At 70.6% G+C, this 17,941-nt stretch carries 17 protein-coding genes and 1 pseudogene; 8 read left to right on the plus strand and 10 right to left on the minus strand.

All coding sequences use genetic code 11. From position 1 onward, the window contains the following. Positions 1-2: 2 nt before the first annotated feature. Positions 3-608, plus strand: a complete 606-nt coding sequence (locus tag PYR72_RS04305) for a TetR/AcrR family transcriptional regulator (protein ID WP_275453965.1) — start codon at positions 3-5, stop codon at positions 606-608. A 132-nt stretch (positions 609-740) separates the two neighbouring features. Here PYR72_RS04305 and PYR72_RS04310 read toward each other — a convergent pair whose 3' ends face one another. Together PYR72_RS04310 and PYR72_RS04315 are read right to left on the minus strand one after the other, a co-directional pair. Continuing rightward, on the minus strand, positions 741-1,940 hold the full coding sequence (locus PYR72_RS04310; protein ID WP_275453966.1) for a cytochrome P450: 1,200 nt from the start codon (positions 1,938-1,940) through the stop codon (positions 741-743). A gap of 120 nt (positions 1,941-2,060) precedes the next feature. After that, positions 2,061-2,255 carry a ferredoxin gene (locus PYR72_RS04315; RefSeq protein ID WP_275453967.1) on the minus strand — a complete coding sequence of 65 codons (195 nt, stop codon included), beginning with the start codon at positions 2,253-2,255 and terminating at the stop codon, positions 2,061-2,063. A 423-nt stretch (positions 2,256-2,678) separates the two neighbouring features. Between PYR72_RS04315 and PYR72_RS04320 the strand changes: the two genes are divergently transcribed. Next, on the plus strand, positions 2,679-3,413 hold the full coding sequence (locus PYR72_RS04320; protein ID WP_275453968.1) for an SDR family oxidoreductase: 735 nt from the start codon (positions 2,679-2,681) through the stop codon (positions 3,411-3,413). A 334-nt stretch (positions 3,414-3,747) separates the two neighbouring features. On the opposite strand, the gene PYR72_RS04325 is transcribed toward PYR72_RS04320, so the two are convergent. From PYR72_RS04325 to PYR72_RS04350, 6 genes are all read right to left on the minus strand, one after another. Further along, a complete protein-coding gene (locus PYR72_RS04325) occupies positions 3,748-4,779 on the minus strand; it encodes an ABC transporter permease (RefSeq protein ID WP_275453969.1) in 1,032 nt (343 codons plus the stop codon). Then, positions 4,776-6,347: a sugar ABC transporter ATP-binding protein gene (locus tag PYR72_RS04330; RefSeq protein WP_275453970.1), complete on the minus strand. Its 1,572-nt coding sequence runs from the start codon at positions 6,345-6,347 to the stop codon at positions 4,776-4,778. Before PYR72_RS04330 ends, PYR72_RS04325 begins: the two co-directional genes overlap by 4 nt. Next, a complete protein-coding gene (locus tag PYR72_RS04335; RefSeq protein WP_275453971.1) occupies positions 6,332-7,477 on the minus strand; it encodes a substrate-binding domain-containing protein in 1,146 nt (381 codons plus the stop codon). The genes PYR72_RS04330 and PYR72_RS04335 overlap by 16 nt, the downstream gene beginning before the upstream one ends. Before the next feature lie 601 nt (positions 7,478-8,078). After that, the gene (locus PYR72_RS04340; protein ID WP_275453972.1) at positions 8,079-8,420 is read right to left on the minus strand and encodes a hypothetical protein; all 342 of its coding nucleotides are present in this window, start codon (positions 8,418-8,420) and stop codon (positions 8,079-8,081) included. Beyond that, complete coding sequence (locus PYR72_RS04345) at positions 8,420-9,334, minus strand: redoxin domain-containing protein (protein ID WP_275453973.1); 915 nt, start codon at positions 9,332-9,334, stop codon at positions 8,420-8,422. The genes PYR72_RS04340 and PYR72_RS04345 overlap by 1 nt, the downstream gene beginning before the upstream one ends. An 82-nt stretch (positions 9,335-9,416) precedes the next feature. Then, entirely contained in the window at positions 9,417-10,349 is a 933-nt protein-coding gene (locus tag PYR72_RS04350; protein ID WP_275453974.1) for a redoxin family protein, read from the minus strand. Between the two features lie 343 nt (positions 10,350-10,692). On the opposite strand from PYR72_RS04350, the pseudogene PYR72_RS04355 reads away from it, so the two are divergent. The 3 genes and pseudogenes from PYR72_RS04355 to PYR72_RS04365 all read left to right on the plus strand — a co-directional run. Further along, positions 10,693-11,066: pseudogene (locus PYR72_RS04355) on the plus strand (hydroxylase); the annotation flags it as partial. Positions 11,067-11,265: 199 nt separating this feature from the next. Further along, positions 11,266-12,195, plus strand: a complete 930-nt coding sequence (locus tag PYR72_RS04360; RefSeq protein ID WP_275453975.1) for a nuclear transport factor 2 family protein — start codon at positions 11,266-11,268, stop codon at positions 12,193-12,195. Between the two features lie 266 nt (positions 12,196-12,461). Then, positions 12,462-13,445 (plus strand): PHB depolymerase family esterase, encoded by a 984-nt coding sequence (locus PYR72_RS04365; RefSeq protein ID WP_275453976.1) that lies wholly within the window; start codon positions 12,462-12,464, stop codon positions 13,443-13,445. A gap of 395 nt (positions 13,446-13,840) precedes the next feature. Here PYR72_RS04365 and PYR72_RS04370 read toward each other — a convergent pair whose 3' ends face one another. Continuing rightward, complete coding sequence (locus tag PYR72_RS04370; RefSeq protein WP_275453977.1) at positions 13,841-14,302, minus strand: nuclear transport factor 2 family protein; 462 nt, start codon at positions 14,300-14,302, stop codon at positions 13,841-13,843. A gap of 146 nt (positions 14,303-14,448) precedes the next feature. Between PYR72_RS04370 and PYR72_RS04375 the strand changes: the two genes are divergently transcribed. The 3 genes from PYR72_RS04375 to PYR72_RS04385 all read left to right on the plus strand — a co-directional run bounded on the left by PYR72_RS04375 (position 14,449) and on the right by PYR72_RS04385 (position 16,815). Then, positions 14,449-14,844 (plus strand): helix-turn-helix domain-containing protein, encoded by a 396-nt coding sequence (locus tag PYR72_RS04375; protein ID WP_275453978.1) that lies wholly within the window; start codon positions 14,449-14,451, stop codon positions 14,842-14,844. Positions 14,845-15,111: 267 nt separating this feature from the next. After that, positions 15,112-16,455, plus strand: a complete 1,344-nt coding sequence (locus PYR72_RS04380; RefSeq protein ID WP_275453979.1) for an acyclic terpene utilization AtuA family protein — start codon at positions 15,112-15,114, stop codon at positions 16,453-16,455. A 3-nt stretch (positions 16,456-16,458) separates the two neighbouring features. Beyond that, positions 16,459-16,815 carry a hypothetical protein gene (locus PYR72_RS04385; protein WP_275453980.1) on the plus strand — a complete coding sequence of 119 codons (357 nt, stop codon included), beginning with the start codon at positions 16,459-16,461 and terminating at the stop codon, positions 16,813-16,815. 170 nt (positions 16,816-16,985) lie between these two features. Here PYR72_RS04385 and PYR72_RS04390 read toward each other — a convergent pair whose 3' ends face one another. Next, positions 16,986-17,750: an FCD domain-containing protein gene (locus PYR72_RS04390; protein WP_275453981.1), complete on the minus strand. Its 765-nt coding sequence runs from the start codon at positions 17,748-17,750 to the stop codon at positions 16,986-16,988. Between the last annotated feature and the right edge of the window lie 191 nt (positions 17,751-17,941).

The raw sequence follows: 17,941 nt of genomic DNA on the forward strand, positions 1-17,941 counted from the left end.
GGATGGACAGCTCACGGGACCAGATCCTGGACGCCGCGGAGCACCTGTTCGGCACCCACGGGTACGCGAATGTGAGTATCCATCAGGTGTGCGCGGAGTCCGGTCTGCCGGTCGGCTCGGTCTACCACCACTTCGGCAGCAAGGCGGGCGTGCTCAGAGCGGTGCTCAAGCGCGGCATGGGTTCGTTCTTCGACGCGTTGCCCACGTTCGACGACCTGGAGGGCTCCCCTGTCGAGCGCCTCGCCGAGCACTACGCGATCGCGGGCGACCTCATCGCGAAACGGCTCGCGTTGTTCCGGCTGTTCGCCTCGCTTCAGTTGCACCAGGCCGAGAACGAAGAGGTGCGGACGATTGTCGATGCCAGCGTGCAGTGTGGCTTCACGCGGGTCCTGGACTTCATCGAGGCAGTCGCCGGGAACTGCGGTGTCCGCGACTCAGCCGAGTGCGCGAGAGAACTCGCGACGCTCAACATCGTGTTCACCACCGGTCTGGTGACCACGGGCGGCGACGCGGGGCTGGATGTCGTGACGGGCATCAGCCGCCACCTGCACCGGCTCATCCTGGCGTCGATCATGGACCGCGCCACCGGCTCACCGCCGGGCGGGTGATCCGTTCCGTTCCTCCAACAGGCCCGGCCCTGGTCCCGCCGGCCGGTTCCGGCGAGAGCCGCTCCGGATCCGATGGCGTCTCCACAGATCCGGAGCGGTTCCTTCGGGCGACGGACCCGACACCGGTTCCGGTCAGCGCATGACGACGTCCAGCCGGAGGGGGCGGTGCAGGATGTCGCCCGGGGTCTTCTCCCAGACGTAGTCGTCGGTCAGCCTCATGCCGGGGTAGCGGTCGAGCAGTGTTTCCAGCATGATCCGCACCTCCAGCCGGGCCAGCGGGGCGCCCAGGCAGGTGTGGATGCCGTAGCCGAGGGACAGGTGCGCGGGGAGGGTCTCCCGGTCGAGGCTGAACTCCTGCGCCTCCGGTCCCCATACGTTTTCGTCGGCTCCGGCCGACTGAAGGCTGAGCAGGACCTTGCTGCCGCTCGGGATGGGGTTTCCGGAGAGTTCCGCGCCGTCCTTCGCGGTGCGGATGACGAACCGGAGCGGGGGATCGTGGCGGAGCGACTCCTCCATCGCCATGGGCAGCAGTGCCCGGTCCTGGCGCACGCGCTCCCAGCGGCCGGGCTCACGCAGCAGTTCGTAGGTGAGGTTGGTCGCCAGGCTCCGGGTGGTGTCGGTGCCCGCGAAGACGAGTTGCAGCATGTGGCCGGCCGCCTCGCGCGCGGTGAAGTCCTGCTCGCCCGGTTCGGCGTGGACGAGTCCGTCGATGACGTCGTTCCCGGTCGGGCCGGCCGCCCGACGGCGTTCCACCTCGCTGGTCAGGAACCGGAAGAGGGCCTCGAAGTCGGGGCCCCGGAATCCGTTCGGCACCAGTTCCGCGGAGACCCGGTCCGTCCAGCCCTGGACCTCGTACCACGAATCCTCCGGAAGGCCCAGCAGCGCGAAGACGACCTGTGCCGGGATCCGGTTGAAGAACAGGGCGTACAGGTCCACGGTTCCGCTGTCGGGCAGGCCGTCGGCGATCCGTTCCGTGATCTCCCGGATCCGCGGTTCCTGCTTGCGCAGTTTGACGGGGGCGAACCACTTGCGCAGCCGGGCCCGCAGCGCGGTGTGGTCCGGCGGGTCCATGCGGGTGATCGCCGCGGAGGGTGGGGCAACCGAGTCGTCCAGGGTGAAGTTGCCGTGGTTGGAGAAGTACGCCGGGCAGTTGAGCGCTTCGCGTACGTCCTTCTCCGCCGCGACGACGCTGATTCCGGCCCGGGGATGCGACACCGGGCAGCTGCGACGGGCCTCGGCGAGACGTTCGGCCGCCTCCTGCTGGTGCTGGGGGTTCAGCGGGTCGAAGGGGGCGGAGGGGGTGGTGGATCCGGTGGGTGCGGAAGTCGTCATGGCGGCTCTCCATGAGGTGGGGTGAGTCGAGGGGCAGGCGCGCGAACCACGGAAATGGGGCGGAGGAGAAGGGGAAGGCGGAGGTGCGAAGGGGCGGTTCGGCCGCCGTGTCCGCGGTCGTCAGCCGTGCACGCGCAGGGCGGCGACCGGACAGGTGCGTGCGCCCGCCTCGGCCTTGGCGAGCAGCTCCGGCGGCACCTCGGTGACCAACAGCTCCAGCGCGCCCTCGTCATCGAGCCGGTAGACCTCGGGAGCCACCTGCTCGCACAGCCCGTGGCCTTCGCAACGGTCGTGGTCGAGGTCGAGGTACGTCATCTTCGATCTCCTCGGTCGGGACGGTGGACGGAAAGGAGCGAGCGCGTCCGCGGTGGCCCTTGTCGCCGTCGTCGGTTCCGCGATGGCCGCGTACACGCAACGGACACGTCCCGGAACCGGGCTCACTGGCGGATGGCCCTCATATGTTCCAGCAAACTGCGAACCCCTTGAGGTTCTTGTTCCGGCCGCCGGAACACCGGGCCCGGCTCGGGGGCCAAATCCGGTGCCGGTCCGCCGATGCGCCTCAACGCCCATGACGCAACGGGTCGTTCCGTTCGTCGGGACGCTCGTACGCAGGTGCGCGTGCGGGGTGTGAGACTGCGATGAGGTGATCAGCAGGACCCGGTGGGCGGGCAGCCGGTCACCGCGATGGACCGCACGCCCAGTCGCCGCAGCACACCGCAACGTCCGAGGAGCCAGCGCATGACCGAACGGAAGGCCGCCATCGTGACCGGAAGCTCCCGGGGCATCGGCAGAGCGATCGCCGTGCGGCTGGCGGCCGACGGGATCGATGTGATCGTCAACTGCCGCAGCCGGCGTGAGGCCGCGGACAAGGTCGTCGCCGAGATCGAGGCCGCGGGGGGACGGGCCGTGGCCGTCCAGGCCGACGTCGCCGTTCCCGAACAGATCCGCGCACTGTTCGCCGCGGCGGAGCAGCACTTCGGCGGAGTGGACATCCTGGTTCACAACGCGGGCTCACCGCGTTTCACCACGATCGCCGACGCCACGGACGAGGATTTCGAGATCGCCTTCGTCCGGAGCGCACGAGCCGCCTTCGTCGCGCTCCGCGAGGCGGCGAACCAACTGCGCGACGGCGGCAGGATCGTCGTCATCTCCAGCGGAAGTTCCGTCGACCACATACCGAACGGCGGAATCTACGGCGCCGGCAAGGCGGCCACCGACCGCATGGTCCGCACTGTCGCCCAGGAACTCGGGCCCCGCCGGATCACGGCCAACAGCGTCCTTCCCGGCGCCACCCGGACCGACGGGCTGCTCGAACACCTGCCCGCCGGGGCGGTGGACCGGCTTGCCGCGCTGAGCCCGCTGGGCCGGATCGCCGAGCCCGAGGACATCGCCGACGTCGTCGCCTTCCTCACCTCCGACGCGGGCCGATGGGTCACTGGTCAGGCCATCCGCGCGCACGGCGGCGCGTCCTGAGGCGACGGCACCACCCGCCCGCCCGCCTCCGGACGCGCGGCACGAGCGCACCCCGTCCTCGGCGCTCGTGCGGGGAGTTGTCGTGCCGAACGCGTGGCGGGGGTCCGGCCGCCGGACGCTCCGGACCACGGCAGTCCGCGTGGCGTCTCCCTTCGCGCAGTGTGTTCGCGGTCGGTTTCCTGGACCGCGGAGCCCCCGTGCCCGGTGAGCGCTGTGCGGCACCGGGCACGGGGGCCGGGACGGTCCACTCCGGCGACGATCGACACGGGACCGGCGCCGCCTGGGACGTACGGCTTCCGTCGTCTCAGGCGGCGCCGGTTCGTCGGGCGGCGTACTACCTCCTGGTGCGGCGATGGGCGACCAACGCGAGGGACACGGCGATGATGAGGGCGGCTCCGTTGAAGAGGTCGGACACGTAGGTCGGGGCACCGGCCAGTTGGAGTCCGTAGATCCCCGTGCCCAGCAGTGCGACGGCGAGCAGGGTGCCCAGGACGTTCACCCGGCCGTTGGTCTTCACCTGGGTGGCGCCGAGCAGCACCGCGGAGAACGCCGGCAGGAGGTACGGCGGCCCGACGTTGGGGTCGGTGGCGCCGAGTTCCGCGGCCAGGACGACTCCGGCCACGGTCGCCATGAGGCTGGAGGCGAGGAGCGCGCACACCGACACCCGGCCGACCCGGACTCCGATGAGCCGTGCGGCCTCCTTGTTGCCGCCGACCGCGTACGCGTAGCGCCCGGCCGTGGTGAGTTCGGTGACGTAGAACAGGATCAGGCCGACCGCGGCGACGTACCAGACCGGTGTGGGTACCCCCCACAGGGATCCCTGCCCGAAGCTGGTGAGGTTGCTGTCCGGGGGCAGGATCACCTGGTTGCCCCCCGTGATCCAGTAGGCGAACGCCGACAGGAGGCTGCTGGTGCCGAGCGTGGCGATGAACGAGTCGATGCCGACGCCGACCACGAGCAGGCTGTTGAGCAGGCCGACGCCCAGCCCGGTCAGCACCACGACGAGGAGCGTGACGCCCAGGCTCCTGCCGTCGGCCTGGAGCTGAACGGTCAGCACGGCGCCGACTCCGAGGGTGGCCGCGACGGACAGGTCGAACAGCCCGGCCGCGACCGGAAGAACCAGGGCCATCGCGGCGATCGCGGTGACGGACTGGTTCGCGCTGACGGTGCGCAGCGTGGTGGTGGTCAGGAAGGTGTCCGGCACCCAGAGTCCGTAGAGGACGACGAGTGCGGCCAGGGCGTACACCCCGCTGAGCCGGTCGAGCCCGGCGCGGTGCACCAACGCGGTACGGACCGTGGACCGTTCAGGCGGTACGTCGAGGATCGACCGGGTGTCCGGCTCGCGCAGGTCTTCGGCAGAACTCATCCCCGGTCTCCTTCGCTCTCGATGAGGCATGCGGCGGCGAGTGCGTCCGCGTCGACCGGCGCGGCGAACTCCGCGCTCAGTCGGCCGCGGGAGAGGACGACCACCCGTGTGCACAGCCGTGCCAGTTCTTCGTTGTCGGTCGAGCAGACCAGCACGGCGGCCCCTTCGGCCGCCGCCTCCTCGACGTGCCGGTGGATCTCCTCCCGGGCTCCGATGTCGACGCCCTGTGTCGGTTCGTCGAGCAGCAGGACGGACGGACGCAGCCGCAGCAGCCGGGCGAGCACGACCTTCTGGCTGTTGCCGCCGGACAGCTGGCTGAGCGGACTGCGCGGACGCGGGGTCCGGATGTCGAGCCGCCCGACCCAGGCGGCCGTCTCCTCGGTCTCCAGCCGGCGCCGGTACATCAGGCGCCGCACGAAGTCGCGGGGCCGGGAGATCGCGATGTTCTCGGCGACGTCGTGCCCGTGCAGCACCGCGTTGGCCGCGCGGTCCGCGGGCACCAGGGCCATCCCGGCGGCGATCGACCTGTCGGGACGGCCGGGCGGCAGGGATGTGCCCTCAAGGGTCACCGTGCCCTTGCGTTGGAGCGCCCCGAACAGCAGCGGGGCCAGTTCCTCCCGGCCGGAACCGGTGATGCCCGCGACACCGAGCACCTCGCCGGCCCGTACGTCGAGGTCGACGCCGTGCACGGACCGGCCGCGCACCGCTCGGGCGGCGAGCTTGACGGGGGCGGTACCCGCCGGGGGCCGCCCGGCCAGTCGATCCACCTTCCGTCCGACCATCAGTTCGATCAGTTCGTTCTCGTCGGTGGCGGCGACGGGCATGGTGGCGACGACGCGTCCCCCCCTCAGCACGCTGACCCGGTCGGCGAGTTCGAAGACCTCGGAAAGATGGTGCGAGATGAGCACCACTCCGATCCCTCGCGCCCGCACCCGGCGGACCAGGTCGAACAGCTGGGCGACCTCGGGGCCGGGCAGGTTCGCGGTCGGCTCGTCCAGGACGAGCACCCGGGCCGGAGTCCGGTGGGGCGCGACCGCTCGGGCCACCGCCACCGCCGAACGCTCACTGGCGGCCAGCTGCTGGACCGGCCGGTTCACGTCGAAGTACCGGCTCAGCGAGGCCAGCAGCTCCTCCGCCTCACGTCGGCGGGCGCGCCAGCGCACCGGCATCCCGCGGCCGGCGCCGTAGCCTCGCCCGAGTCCGAGGTTCTCGACCGTGGTCAGACCGCCGACCAGGCCGAGGTCCTGGTGGACGAAGCGCAGCCCGGCGCGGTCGCTCGCGTCGGGGTGGTGCTGTGACAGGGGCTCACCGTCGACCGCGATACTCGATCCCGGGTCGGGCTCGTGATAACCGGCGAGGATCTTGACCAGTGTGGACTTGCCCGATCCGTTCTCCCCCACCAGGGCGTGCACCTCCGAACGGGCGACGGACAGGCCGACACGGTCCAGGACGGTGTTCCCGCCGAAGGTCTTGCTCGTCTCCCGCACGACCAGGGCGGGCACATCACGCCCCACCGGAGTGTCCGTGGCCGTGGTCGGTTCCTTGCCGGTGGTCAACTGACCCGCCACAGCTTCTTGAACTGGTCCTGGTAGCCGGCCACCCCGATGTAGTAGCCGCTCGCGTCGTCGGCGACCTCTTCGACGTTGGCCGAGGTGATCACCTGCAGGGGCAGCAGGGCGGCCGCGGCGGCCTCCGTGTCGGTCTTGACGTAGTTCCTCGCGAGCACGTCGAGCAGCCGCCAGTTCGCGATGTCGACCATGTTGCCGACCCAGGCCGACTCGGTGCCCGCCTTGACGTTCACGAGGTCGGCCGGGCCGGGTGACGTACCGGCGATGTGGATGTCCTTCAGGCCCGCTGTGGCGAGGGCGGCCGGCACGCCCTGGGCGAGGTCGCCCGTCCCGAACATGAGCCACTTGACGTCGGGGTTGCGCTGGAGGAATCCCACGACGTTGGCCGGTGTCTTCGTCCCCTGGTCGGTGACCTGCTGATTGACGACGGACGTCTCGCACCCCGGGCACCACTCCTTGACCCAGGACTGGAACGCGGTGACGAACGGCGCCAGGATCGGAAAGGCCTGGATGCTGAAGACACCCGCCTTGCCCTTCCCGCCGGACTCGGTCACGAAGTACGCGGCGAGCAACTTGCCGTACAACTTCATCTGTGGCGCGCCCAGAACGCTGCCCAGGACGCCGTCGGTCTTCCCGTCGCCGGTGGCGGTGCTGACCACGTCGATGCCGGCGGCCTTCGCCTCGGCGATCTGCTTGGCGAACACGGCCGCGGGAAATCCGGCGAAGAGGATGGCGTCGGGATGCCGCGCTATCGCGGCGTCGAACGCCGCCGCGGCCGAGGCCGGCGTCGGTCCCGTGGCGATCGAGTCGAAGGACCAGCCGAGGAGTCTCGCTGCCGCCTTCTGAGCCGCGGCGGCCCTTTGCGCGATGGCCGTCGACGCCTGCAGATTGATGATGGACTTCCCCGTCGGGGGTCTCTCGGGAAGGGTTTTCAGATCACCGACGGATGTCGGGTTGGCGCTGTACTTCGCCAGATACTCGGCCGCCTCCTTCTGGCCTGCTGTGGCGGGTCCGTTTGTTTCCGTGGAGGTTGTGGCGGAACTCGAATCGGAAGAGCAGGCGGTGAGAGAAGTGGCCGCCAGGCCGGCGGCCAGGACGGCCATGAAGGACTTGGTGATACGACTGCCCACGGGGGCCTCCTCGGGATCGAACGCTACGGCTCGGCTGGAGTATTGCCCTCGATTCGGCGGGTGGCCGAAATTCGTCCCGGCGAACGGAACGCCCCTGTTCGCGTGCCTGATACACGCACCGGTCGACGGGTTTTCCATAACGAGTCCGGCCGGATCGCGGACGCCTTTTCACGTCGTGCCGACCCGCTCCGGAAGCGTCGGCGGAAACGGCTGACGCATGCGAAGTCCTAAGCGCCATCGGGTCGCCCGCATTCCACAGAGAACACGACGAAAGGCCGTCCACCTCGCACAACCACTGGGCATGGCTGCGCCGGAACGACGGCATCATCTTGTGCCGACTCCTCCCTGGCCGAGACATCCCGGACGTCCGGGACAGCCGACAGGTGCCACATGGCCCGGGCGATTCACGGGTCCACGGACGCGGTCGGGAGAACCGCATGCGGATCGGACGCCATGCGGACGAGACTCCTGCTTCGCGCGCGAACGGGACCTTCGTCCCCGTCCGCGCGTCGCGGCGGGCGATGGCCGACGGTGCCGGTACCGGCGTTCGCCGTCGGCGCATCGCGTGGCCGTCATCCGGACCTTCTCCGGCGGGACGGGCTCAGGCGGGGTGGGTGCGGTCGAGTGCCCGCTCCAGCGCGTGACGGACCCGGGCGGGGTCCGGCAGGGGGCTCGGCCTTCCGTCCTGGCGGAAGTACACGCGGCAGGTCAGCGCCGCCGGCGTGTCCGCCTCCGGTGGCTCGATGTCCGTGCCGTCGACGCGGACGGTGGGGGAACCGGTGAAGCGTTCCCGGACCGCGTCCTCGTCGGTGACGACCTGCACGGTCTCGATGTCGGCGGGGTTCAGTCCCAGTTCCGTCATCGCCTCCGCGACCATGGTCCTGGCCGACCCGTGAGAGGGACAGCCGGACCACCACAGCAGTTCCACCCGTGGGGTCGTCATCACCGCGTCCACTTGATCGAACAGCCGACGGGGTCGGTGTCGGCGGGGTCCGGGACAGTGCCGGCCAGGACATGGTCGAGCGCCCCGCGCAGCCAGCCCGCGTTCAGCGATTCGTCGCCGACATCCGCGTCAGGGGCGCCGTGGTACACCACCGTGCCGAGCTCGTCGAGAACGAACACCTCCGGGGTGTGACGGGCGCCCCAGCGACGTGCCACCGCCTGGTCCTCGTCGACGAGGTAGGGCCCGGGGAACTCCCCGTCGGCGACCCGCTTCCGGGAGTGCTCGACTCCGTCCTTGGGGTTCACGGCGGGGTCGTTGGGATTGATGTGGAGGAAGCGCACGCCGCGTGCCGCGTAGTCACCCGCGGCCTGTTGAACCCGGTTGTGCCATCCCAGGGAGAACGGGCAATGGTTGCAGGTGAACACCACGACCGTGGCCCTCACCCCCTCCTGGCGCAGAGAGACCTCGGCACCATCGACGTCCGGCAGAGCGAAGTCGGGCGCGATGTCCCCCGGCCGCAACGGCTGGACCAGGTCGTCGGGTTCCGGGTGGTGCGGCTGTGGGGCGATCTCGGTGATCAGGCCGTCGGCACCCAGCGTGAACGTGAAGTCGATGGCGCCCATCGGCCCGCCGGGGCTGGGCAGCGGGGCGCCGCCGGAGCCGACCCCACGCACCGTCACCCGGTCGTCCCCCACGGCGGGCAGCAGACTCCACTCGACATCGCCCAGCCACCCGGCGGGCATCATGAGTCCGACGATCATGACGACGTTGTCGATGCCCTGAGTCCGGCGTCCGCCGAAGTCGAAGACGACATCGGGCGCGAGCACGGCCCGCAGCCCCGCCGCCGGGTCGGCGGACCCCTCGGCCGCGAACCAGCCCTGAACGCTGGCGGGCGCCTTTTCCGGATACGTCATGTGTATGCCTCCCAGAAGTCGTGACGTGGCCCGGACGACGTGCCAAGCCGCCGCTCCGGGCCACGCCGTGCGTGCGGGGTCCTCATCGTTTCGTCCACTTGATCGAGCAGCCGACGGGCTCGGTGTCGGCGGGGTCCGGGACGGTGCCGGCCAGGACGTGATCGAGCGCGCCACGCAGCCAGCCCGCGTTCGTCGAGTCGTCGGTCGCGTCCCAGTCGGGGGCGCCGTGGTAGGCGACTGTGCCGTGTTCGTCCAGGACGAACACCTCCGGGGTGCGCCGGGCGCCCCAGCGGCGCGCCACCACCTGGCCCTCGTCCACCAGGTACGGACCGGTGAAGTGCCCGGCGGCGACCCGCTCGCGGCAGTGGTCGAGGCCGTCCTTGACGCCCTGCGCGGGGTCGTTGGAGTTGATGTGCAGGAGGCGCACGCCGCGTGCCGTGTAGTCCCGGCCGACCTGCTCCACTCTGTCGTGCCAGGCCAGGGAGAACGGGCAGTGGTTGCTGACAAAGACGACGACTGTGGCCCTCGCCCCCTCCTGGCGCAGGGAGACCTCGGCACCTTCGACGTCCGGCAGAGCGAAGTCGGGCCCGGTGTCCCCCGGTCGCAACGGCCGGGGCAGGCCGGGTGGTTCGGGGTGGTGGGCCTGTCCGGCCAGGCCCACGATCAGACCGTGCTCGTCCAGGGTGAACATGAGGTCCATCGCGTCCATCGCCTGCGGCGGCGCTCCCGGCACGAACACCTGCAACCGGGTTCCACCGGGACCGGTGGCCCGGACCGTCACCTGACCCGGCGCGCCCACGGGCAGCAGGCTCCACTCTGCGTCGCCGAGCCAGCCGGCCGGCATCGCGAAGGTGACCGTGGCGACGACGGCTTCGACGCCGCGTATCTTCTGGCCGCCGAAGTCCATCACGACGTCGGGTCCGAGCACGGTCCGCAGTCCCGCCGCCTGGTCGGCGGAGTCCTCCGCGGCGAACCAGCCCTGCACGGCGGCGGGCGCGTCCTGCAGCGAGGTCATGCGGGGACCGTCCATGAGTCGTTCCGAGCCCGGCGACCGCCGGCCGGAACCCGGGCCGGGCCGGTCCGGACCCGGCAGTGGTCCGCGCTCTCCGCGCACCCGATGGCGCACGCTCTGATCCATGCCACCGCACGACCTCCTGATCGGTGAGTCACCCAAGGCGTCGACGTACAGGTCGTCGAGAACGGCAGCGCCTCGGTGAGGCGACACCTCGTCACGTCGGCCACCCGCGCGAGACTAGAAGGACCGCTCGGCCGGTGTGCCGTTCCGTTCCGGTCTCCGGTACGGCGAAATGCGGGGCGGCCACGGCGTCTTGCACCGTCACTCCGCGGGCCGAGGTCTCCGGGGCGAGGACGCCGCGACCGCCCTCGGGCCCTGGCTCGTCGTCGCCGACGAACTCGACGCCCAACGCGACGACCAGGGACGCCCGGACCTGGGACTCCGCGCCGACGTCAACGGCGTCACCATCGGTCGCGACAGGCTCGCCAACATGGCCGGGACGTTCGAGACGTGCTCGGCTCGGACACCTGCGGCAACGCATGCCTCGCCGAGTTCCGGGGTCGGCGGGGCAAGGTGGACTCTCCCCCATTCGTCCCCGGCGACAGGGTGACCATGACGGTGGAAGGTCTCGGTACCACCAGCAACACCGTCGTCGAGGGCGGAGAACCGGTTCCAGTCCGCAGGGCCCGCAGCAGCACCCTCATAAGACTGACATGACACCAATCCTTGGTGGAGTAAATGGGGCATAGTGCCTCAATATTTGGACAAATTCCCCAAGAACCGCGAGATACTTAGCTGCATAGTCAGCGAAATGACTTGCCTTACAACATCACCTGCAGGCAGACTGGCGCTTACCCGTGGTTAGCGCTACCTCGTGGTAAGTATTTTTCGATCTTGAAACCACTCAGGAGAGTCCATGTCTGCCCGCACGTCTGCCCGCAGGGCCGCCACCGCCGCACTCGCGGCGGTGGCACTCACCGCCGTCGGCATCGTTCCCGCCGCGTCGGCCACCACCACGACCGTCACCCAGCGGCACCACCAGGGCGACAGCCCTCGGCACGCCCACCAGAAGTCGGTCGCCGTCCAGGTCCTCAAGGGCGTGTTCGAACGGGGCGACACCGCCGTCGTCGACCGGTTCGTACGCGCGGACTACATCCAGCACAATCCGCAGGTCGGCGACGGCGCGGCGGCCCTCAAGGCGGTCGGCCGCTCCTTCCACCAGCAGTTCCCACGGGCCACGTACTCGGTGAAGCGCGTCATCGCGGAGGGCGACCTGGTTCTCGTGCACTCGAACCTCGTCGCGACGCCGGGTACCCGGGGCAGCGCGGTCGTCGACATCTTCCGCTTCCAGGGCGGGAGGATCGCCGAGCACTGGGACGTGCTCCAGGACGTGCCGGCGACCTCCGTCAGCGGCAACGACATGTTCTCCACGCTCAGCCGGCCGCGGACGTCGGCCCCCGGACAGCATCGGCTCACCGAGCGCAACAAGAAGCTGGCCGTCGACTACTACGACCAGCTCCTCGTCCGCAAGGACCTGTCCGCCATCGACACCTACGTGGCACCTGAGTACCACCAGCACAACCCCGGCATCGCCGACGGCCCGGAAGGGGCCCGGAGCGGCCTGGCCGGCCTGTACCAGCAGTCCCCGCAGCTCGAGGTCAAGCCCAAGAGAATCATCGCGGAAGGCGATCTGGTGGCGTTCCACAGCCACTTCGTCCCCTCGCCCGGTGACCCCGGCCTGGCCATCGTGGACATCTTCCGCATCCGCGACGGCAAGGTCGTGGAGCACTGGGACGTGATCCAGGGCGTGCCGACGACCTCCGCGAACGACAACACCATGTTCTGACGGGCACGGCCGCCACCCCGCGGCCGTACGGTGGACGACCGCCGTTGCCGCGGAGTGTCGGACACTCCGCGGCAACGGCACGGCACGGGAGCCCGCCACAAAACCTAGTCACGTTCGGTATTGGGGGGGTATGGTTTCGGCCAGCCCCGACCCAGCTGGCGGACGTTGCCATCCGCCAGAGGGCGCCAACCGCGCCCGCCCGGCTGTCCGGTCACCCGGATCCGTGCACGCCCGGGGCCCCGAGCCGCGTCCAAGGGGAGACCCACGTGTACAGACACAGACCTCTGTTCCGCACTCTGTTCGCCTGCGCGACAGCCGCGCTCGTCACCGCGGCGGCCCTGGTACCGTCCGCGACAGCCGCCGGGGACGGCGCCACGGCGTACCGCGGCTGCTCGCTCCAGCCGGGCCGCACGACCCTCACCGTCCGTTCCGGCGGGCTGGACAGGGTCGTCGTGGTGTACGCACCGCAGCGCACGACACCCCGCGGCCGCCTGCCGCTGGTGCTCAATCTGCACGGCAGCCAGGGCACCGCGACCAACCAGCTGGACGGCAGCCAGCTGGAGGAGACCGCCGAGAACGAGGGCTTCCTGGTGGCCGCGCCTCAGGGTGCCATGGTCCTGGGCGCCGGGTACCAGTGGAACGTCCCCCACGTCACCGAGGGGGACGGGCCGGACGACGAGCAGTTCCTGACCGACACGATCACACGGCTCGTCCGCAGCGGCTGTGCCGACGACGACAGGGTCTACGCGACCGGCTACTCCGGCGGTGCCCGGATGGTGTCCCAGTACGCCTGCGACCATCCCGGCCGGCTGGCGGCGATCGCGCCGGTGGCGGGCCTTCGGGCGGGCGCCCCGATGACGGGGGCCGACGGCGGCCTCGTACCCGATCCCGGGACGTGTACGCCCGAACGGCCGGTGCCGGTCGTGGCGTTCGCCGGCACCGCCGACTGGATCAACCCGTTCCCGGGTGGCGGCGCGGCGTACTGGGGCTACGGCGTCGTCGCCGCCCAGAGCAGGTGGGCCGCGCTCGACGGCTGCCGCCGGGGCCCCCGGGACACCCGGATCTCGGAGCACGTGACCCGCACCGCCTACACCCGTTGCCGTGGGGGCTCGGAGGTCACTCTGTACGCCATCGAGGGCGGCGGCCACACCTGGCCGGGGGCGACCGTCCCGTGGCCGCCCGTGCTCGGTACGGTCACCCAGGAGATCAGCGCCAACCAGATCATGTGGCGGTTCTTCCGGGACCACTGACGTCGGCCGGTCCGTGACCCACCCGGCACTGCGGCGCGAGCCCTTCGCGGGTCCGTCACGGACCGCGCGGAACCGGACCGACCGGCACTTCGCGGAGGCCTCGCGCCGACCGGTGCCGAGGACGCCCCGCCGGGTGGTGCAGGCGATCAGAGAACCGAAACTCGCTGGTCATGCCGGGCACTTCGGCCGACCGGGCCACTCCCGGCACCTGGCCGGGGGGCGTGGCGTCCCGCGCCGACGGGGAGATCGTCGCGAGCCCGGGACCCGAGGCCGAAGCACATGATCGCCCGGCACCACCCTCGCGGGACGCGACCCCGGTGCCGGGCGGACCCGAACCACTCGTGGCCGGCGCCGAAACGCCCCAGCGCCGGCCACGACTCGCACTCCCGGGACGTTCAGCGCCGGACGGGCGTGTTCGGCGGCCCGCCCCAGTTCCATGACACGATCTTCCACCGCGCATCGGAGCGTGCCAGTACGAACGTCCAGGTCCCCCGTGCCTCGACGGCGAGTTCCGGGCCTGATACGTGCGCGGTCGCGTGGGCGACGGCGTACGCGTGGTCCCCGGCGACGAAGACCCGCTGCCAGTCGCCGAGTTCGAACTCGACCGTGGTCAGGCCCGCCGACCCGATGGCGGCCTGGAGATCCTTCCACCACTTCCGGGTCGGTGCGTCCCCGTCCCAGACGAAGGGCGGGAACGCGTCGACCAGCGTGCCGGAGGGCGCCCAGTCTTCCGCGATGGCGTCCTCGTCGGCACTGTTCAGGGCGAGCACGTGGTGTCGGACGACGTCCTCCACGGCCGCGTTCTCCGCGTCCCGGGACGGTGCCGCCGTGGCCGCGGAACCTGTGGCCTCGCTCATGAGTACTTCCTCGTGGTCGTGTCTGACGGAATCCTGCGTCCCCGGGGGCACCGACGCTACGACCCGTCGACACGGCCCACAAGAAGGAACTTCGCGAAGACCAGGTCGCAGCCGTGTGACCCTGGGAGGGAACGGAAGGCTCTGTCATGTCACTCACCACGTCGGAACTCCTGGAGAAGCGGAAGGCCGCAACCGACCCCCACTGCGTCGTCCGCGACATCCTGAACCGGGTCGGCGACCAGTGGACCCTGCTCGTCGTCACGACACTCGCGGACGGGACGAAACGCTTCAGCGACCTGTCGCGGGAGATCGGCGACGTCTCGAAGCAGATGCTGGCGCGCACCCTGCGCCGGCTCGAACAGGACGGACTCGTCCGGCGGACGGTCTTCCCGGAGGTACCCCCTCGCGTGGAGTACACCCTGACGGAACTGGGTCGCTCGTTCCTCCAGCCGGTCGTCGCCCTCGTGGAGTGGGCCGACTCGCACCACGCCGCCATCACCGCCGCGCGGGACGAATACCAAGGCCGCACCCTGGAACGGTGAGCTCCGCGAAGGGGAGCCGGGAGCCCGAGCGACCCGTACCCGGTGACACCCGTGCGGTCCGGACGCCGTGGCGCTCGATGACTTCGGCGGCCAGACGCGCAAGCCTTCGACGACCCCAAAACCTTGCATCATTCGATTTTCGCGCCTAATCTGTGGCCTATACATGGAATGTCTCCACCGGTCCGAGGTCCGTGCTGTCGTCCTCGGCCCTTGTCAACGGCGGGCGTGGCCCCGTCCGGTGAGACCCGATCAGACCGCGAGGCACGGATGAGAACGGTGCGGATCGGCTGCGGCGCCGGATTCGCGGACGACCGGGTGGAGCCGGCGGTCGAGCTCGTCGAGAGTGGCGCACTGGACTACCTGGTGTTCGAGTGCCTGGCCGAGCGGACGGTGGCCCTGGCCCAGCTGGAACGCCTGTCCGACCCGCGGTCGGGGTACAGCGAGTGGCTCGTCGAGCGCATGGAAGCGGTCCTCGCACCGTGCGCGGCACGCGGGGTGCGGGTGGTGACCAACATGGGCGCGGCCAACCCCCTCGCCGCCGCCCGGGCGGTTCTCGACGTCGCCCGCCGCCTGGGCCTGAAGGGGCTGCGGGTCGCCGCGGTGACCGGGGACGACGTACTGGATCTCGTCCGGGGGTCGGAGCTGCCGCTGGCCGGCGCCTCGGGAACGGTCGCGGGCCTGGGCGGGCGGGTCGTCGCCGCCAACGCCTACCTCGGCATCGGCCCGGTGGTGAGGGCGCTGGAGACGGGCGCGGACGTGGTGGTGTGCGGACGCGTGGCCGACCCGTCGTTGTTCCTGGCGCCGTTGGCGCACGAGTTCGGCTGGGCCGAGGACGACTGGGAGACCCTGGCACGCGGCACGGCCGCGGGGCACCTCCTGGAGTGCGCGGGACAGGTCACCGGCGGCTACTTCGCCGATCCCGGGGTGAAGGAGGTGCCTGGACTGGCGCGGCTCGGTTTTCCCTTCGCGGACGTCGGCGCCGATGGCCGCTTCAGCGTGTCGAAGGTGTCCGGATCGGGCGGCCGGGTCACCGAGGCGACCGTCGCCGAGCAACTGCTGTACGAGGTGCACGACCCGGCCGCGTACGTGACCCCTGACACGGTGGCCGACTTCTCCGGGGCCCGCGCGGCGCGGGTCGGCGAGGACCGGGTGGCCGTGTCGGGCATCACCGGTGGGCCACGCCCCGAGCGGCTGAAGGTGTCGGTGGCGTACCGCGACGGGTTCATCGGTGAGGGCCAGATCTCCTACGCCGGCGCGAACGCCGAGGCCCGCGGGCGCCTCGCGCTGGACATCGTCCGTGAACGTCTGCGCGTGCTGGGTCTGGACGCGGAGACACGGTTCGACCTGATCGGCGTCGACGCCGTCCACCGCGGCCCCGCCGACGGCGGACCGGGCCAGCGCCCGGCACCCGAGGTCCGTGCGCGGGTCGCCGCGCGTACCGCCACGTCGGCCGATGCCCGCCGGGTGGGGCGGGAGGTGACGGCGCTGTGGCTCAACGGCCCGGCCGGCGGGGCCGGGGCGACACGCACAGCGCGGGAGAACATCGCCGTGGCCTCGGTCCTGCTCCCGCGCCGTCTGGTGCGCACCGACGTCCATCTGCTGGAGGCATGACCGGTGAAGCTGTACGACCTCGCCCACGCCCGCTCCGGCGACAAGGGCACCTGCGCGGACATCACGGTGATCGCGCGCCGCCCGGCCGACTTCCCGTTGCTACGGGACCAGGTCACCGCCGACCGTGTGCGCGCCCACCTGGCAGGAACGGTCCGGGGCACGGTACGGCGCTACGAAGTGGCTGGGCTGGGAGCGCTGAAGTTCGTCCTGGAGGACGCGCTGGACGGCGGGGTGACCCGTTCTCTGGCCGTGGACGCGCACGGCAAGGCGCTGGCCATGTGCCTGCTGGAGATGGATATGGCTGATGGGGCGTCCGACGGACAGCCCACGGAGCCGACACCCGCGCGGCACCGACTGTGAGAGGGAGCGCGGGACGACCCGCCTCCGGCCGAGGGCACGCCTGGTGGTGACGATCGCCCAGCCGTGCCCCGGCCTCAGGGCCGGTGGGATCGTGTCCCACCCAGCGTCATCGTGATACCCCGGCGCCTCAGCACGTGATCGCCGGTCCCTCTCCCGGCCGCCTTCCCCGCTTACCCGAACACCCTCCGCTGGATCTCCTGCCGGTAGTTGTCGAGAGTCCTGTCGAGGTGCAGAGCGGTGGCGTCGGCCGCCGCCTGGGGTCGGCCGTCCCGGATGGCCTCGTAGATCGCAGCGTGCTCCTCGACGGCGGCCTCGGAGCGAGGACCAAGCGTGTCGTGCAGCCCGAAGTTGCTGGACTGCCGCTGCAGACGGCGGGCGTCGCGCACGGCACCCACCAGGAAGCTGTTGCGCGCCGCCCCCGCGACGGCCGCGTGGAAGTCCTCGTCCGCCTGGTTGAACACCTCGACCTGGCCGTGGACGAACCCGTGACGACAGGTCTCCACAGCCATTTCGATGGCCCGCAGATCGGCGGGGGTGGCGCGCGTGGCGGCCAGGGTCGCGGCTGCCATCTCCTGCACCCTGCGGAACTCGAACAGCATGAAGATGTGATCGAGGTCTGTGGGCCGGAAGAAGCCGCCCCAGCGGCTCGCCGTCAGCATGCCTTCGTCGTCGGCGACGAAGAGGCCCCGCCCCTTGTGCGCCCGTACGCGACCCAGCGCCGAGAGGATCTTGACGGCTTCCCTCACCACCGCTCTGCTGGTCCCCAACCGCCCGGCGAGATCGGTCTCCGTGGGCAGCCTGTCGCCCGGAGCCAGGCTCGATTCACCGATGAAATCCAGGATCCGCTCCGCGATCAGTTCATAGCCCGGTCGGTAGTCACGCGGCGCCTTCTCTGCCTTCACCACAACAGGCGCGGTGTCGGACGTCTCGCTCATCTGCTTTCTGCCTCCCCTGACGGTCCCGAGCGGCCGCACCTGGCCACCTCGAATTCATTCGTATGCTATCCCATCCCCTCAATGAATCGTACTTATCTTGGAGAGGAACATACCCTCCTCTGGAATCTCCACGTCAAAATGAGTTACATATATGGACATATCGCCAATATCAACTGCAACTTGTCCATGAT

The organism is Streptomyces sp. VNUA24 (assembly GCF_029167005.1).
In the GTDB taxonomy this organism is placed as follows: Bacteria; Actinomycetota; Actinomycetes; order Streptomycetales; family Streptomycetaceae; genus Streptomyces; species Streptomyces scabiei.

Bases quoted from the DNA above. Each gene is read 5' to 3' on its own strand.
- PYR72_RS04350 (WP_275453974.1), bottom strand. From the start codon at position 10,349: ATGACCTCGCTGCAGGACGCGCCCGCCGCCGTGCAGGGCTGGTTCGCC.
- PYR72_RS04320 (WP_275453968.1), top strand. From the start codon at position 2,679: ATGACCGAACGGAAGGCCGCCATCGTGACCGGAAGCTCCCGGGGCATC.
- PYR72_RS04310 (WP_275453966.1), bottom strand. From the start codon at position 1,940: ATGACGACTTCCGCACCCACCGGATCCACCACCCCCTCCGCCCCCTTC.
- PYR72_RS04340 (WP_275453972.1), bottom strand. From the start codon at position 8,420: ATGACGACCCCACGGGTGGAACTGCTGTGGTGGTCCGGCTGTCCCTCT.
- PYR72_RS04345 (WP_275453973.1), bottom strand. From the start codon at position 9,334: ATGACGTATCCGGAAAAGGCGCCCGCCAGCGTTCAGGGCTGGTTCGCG.
- PYR72_RS04380 (WP_275453979.1), top strand. From the start codon at position 15,112: ATGAGAACGGTGCGGATCGGCTGCGGCGCCGGATTCGCGGACGACCGG.
- PYR72_RS04360 (WP_275453975.1), top strand. From the start codon at position 11,266: ATGTCTGCCCGCACGTCTGCCCGCAGGGCCGCCACCGCCGCACTCGCG.
- PYR72_RS04305 (WP_275453965.1), top strand. From the start codon at position 3: ATGGACAGCTCACGGGACCAGATCCTGGACGCCGCGGAGCACCTGTTC.
- PYR72_RS04390 (WP_275453981.1), bottom strand. From the start codon at position 17,750: ATGAGCGAGACGTCCGACACCGCGCCTGTTGTGGTGAAGGCAGAGAAG.
- PYR72_RS04315 (WP_275453967.1), bottom strand. From the start codon at position 2,255: ATGACGTACCTCGACCTCGACCACGACCGTTGCGAAGGCCACGGGCTG.
- PYR72_RS04370 (WP_275453977.1), bottom strand. From the start codon at position 14,302: ATGAGCGAGGCCACAGGTTCCGCGGCCACGGCGGCACCGTCCCGGGAC.
- PYR72_RS04375 (WP_275453978.1), top strand. From the start codon at position 14,449: ATGTCACTCACCACGTCGGAACTCCTGGAGAAGCGGAAGGCCGCAACC.
- PYR72_RS04325 (WP_275453969.1), bottom strand. From the start codon at position 4,779: ATGAGTTCTGCCGAAGACCTGCGCGAGCCGGACACCCGGTCGATCCTC.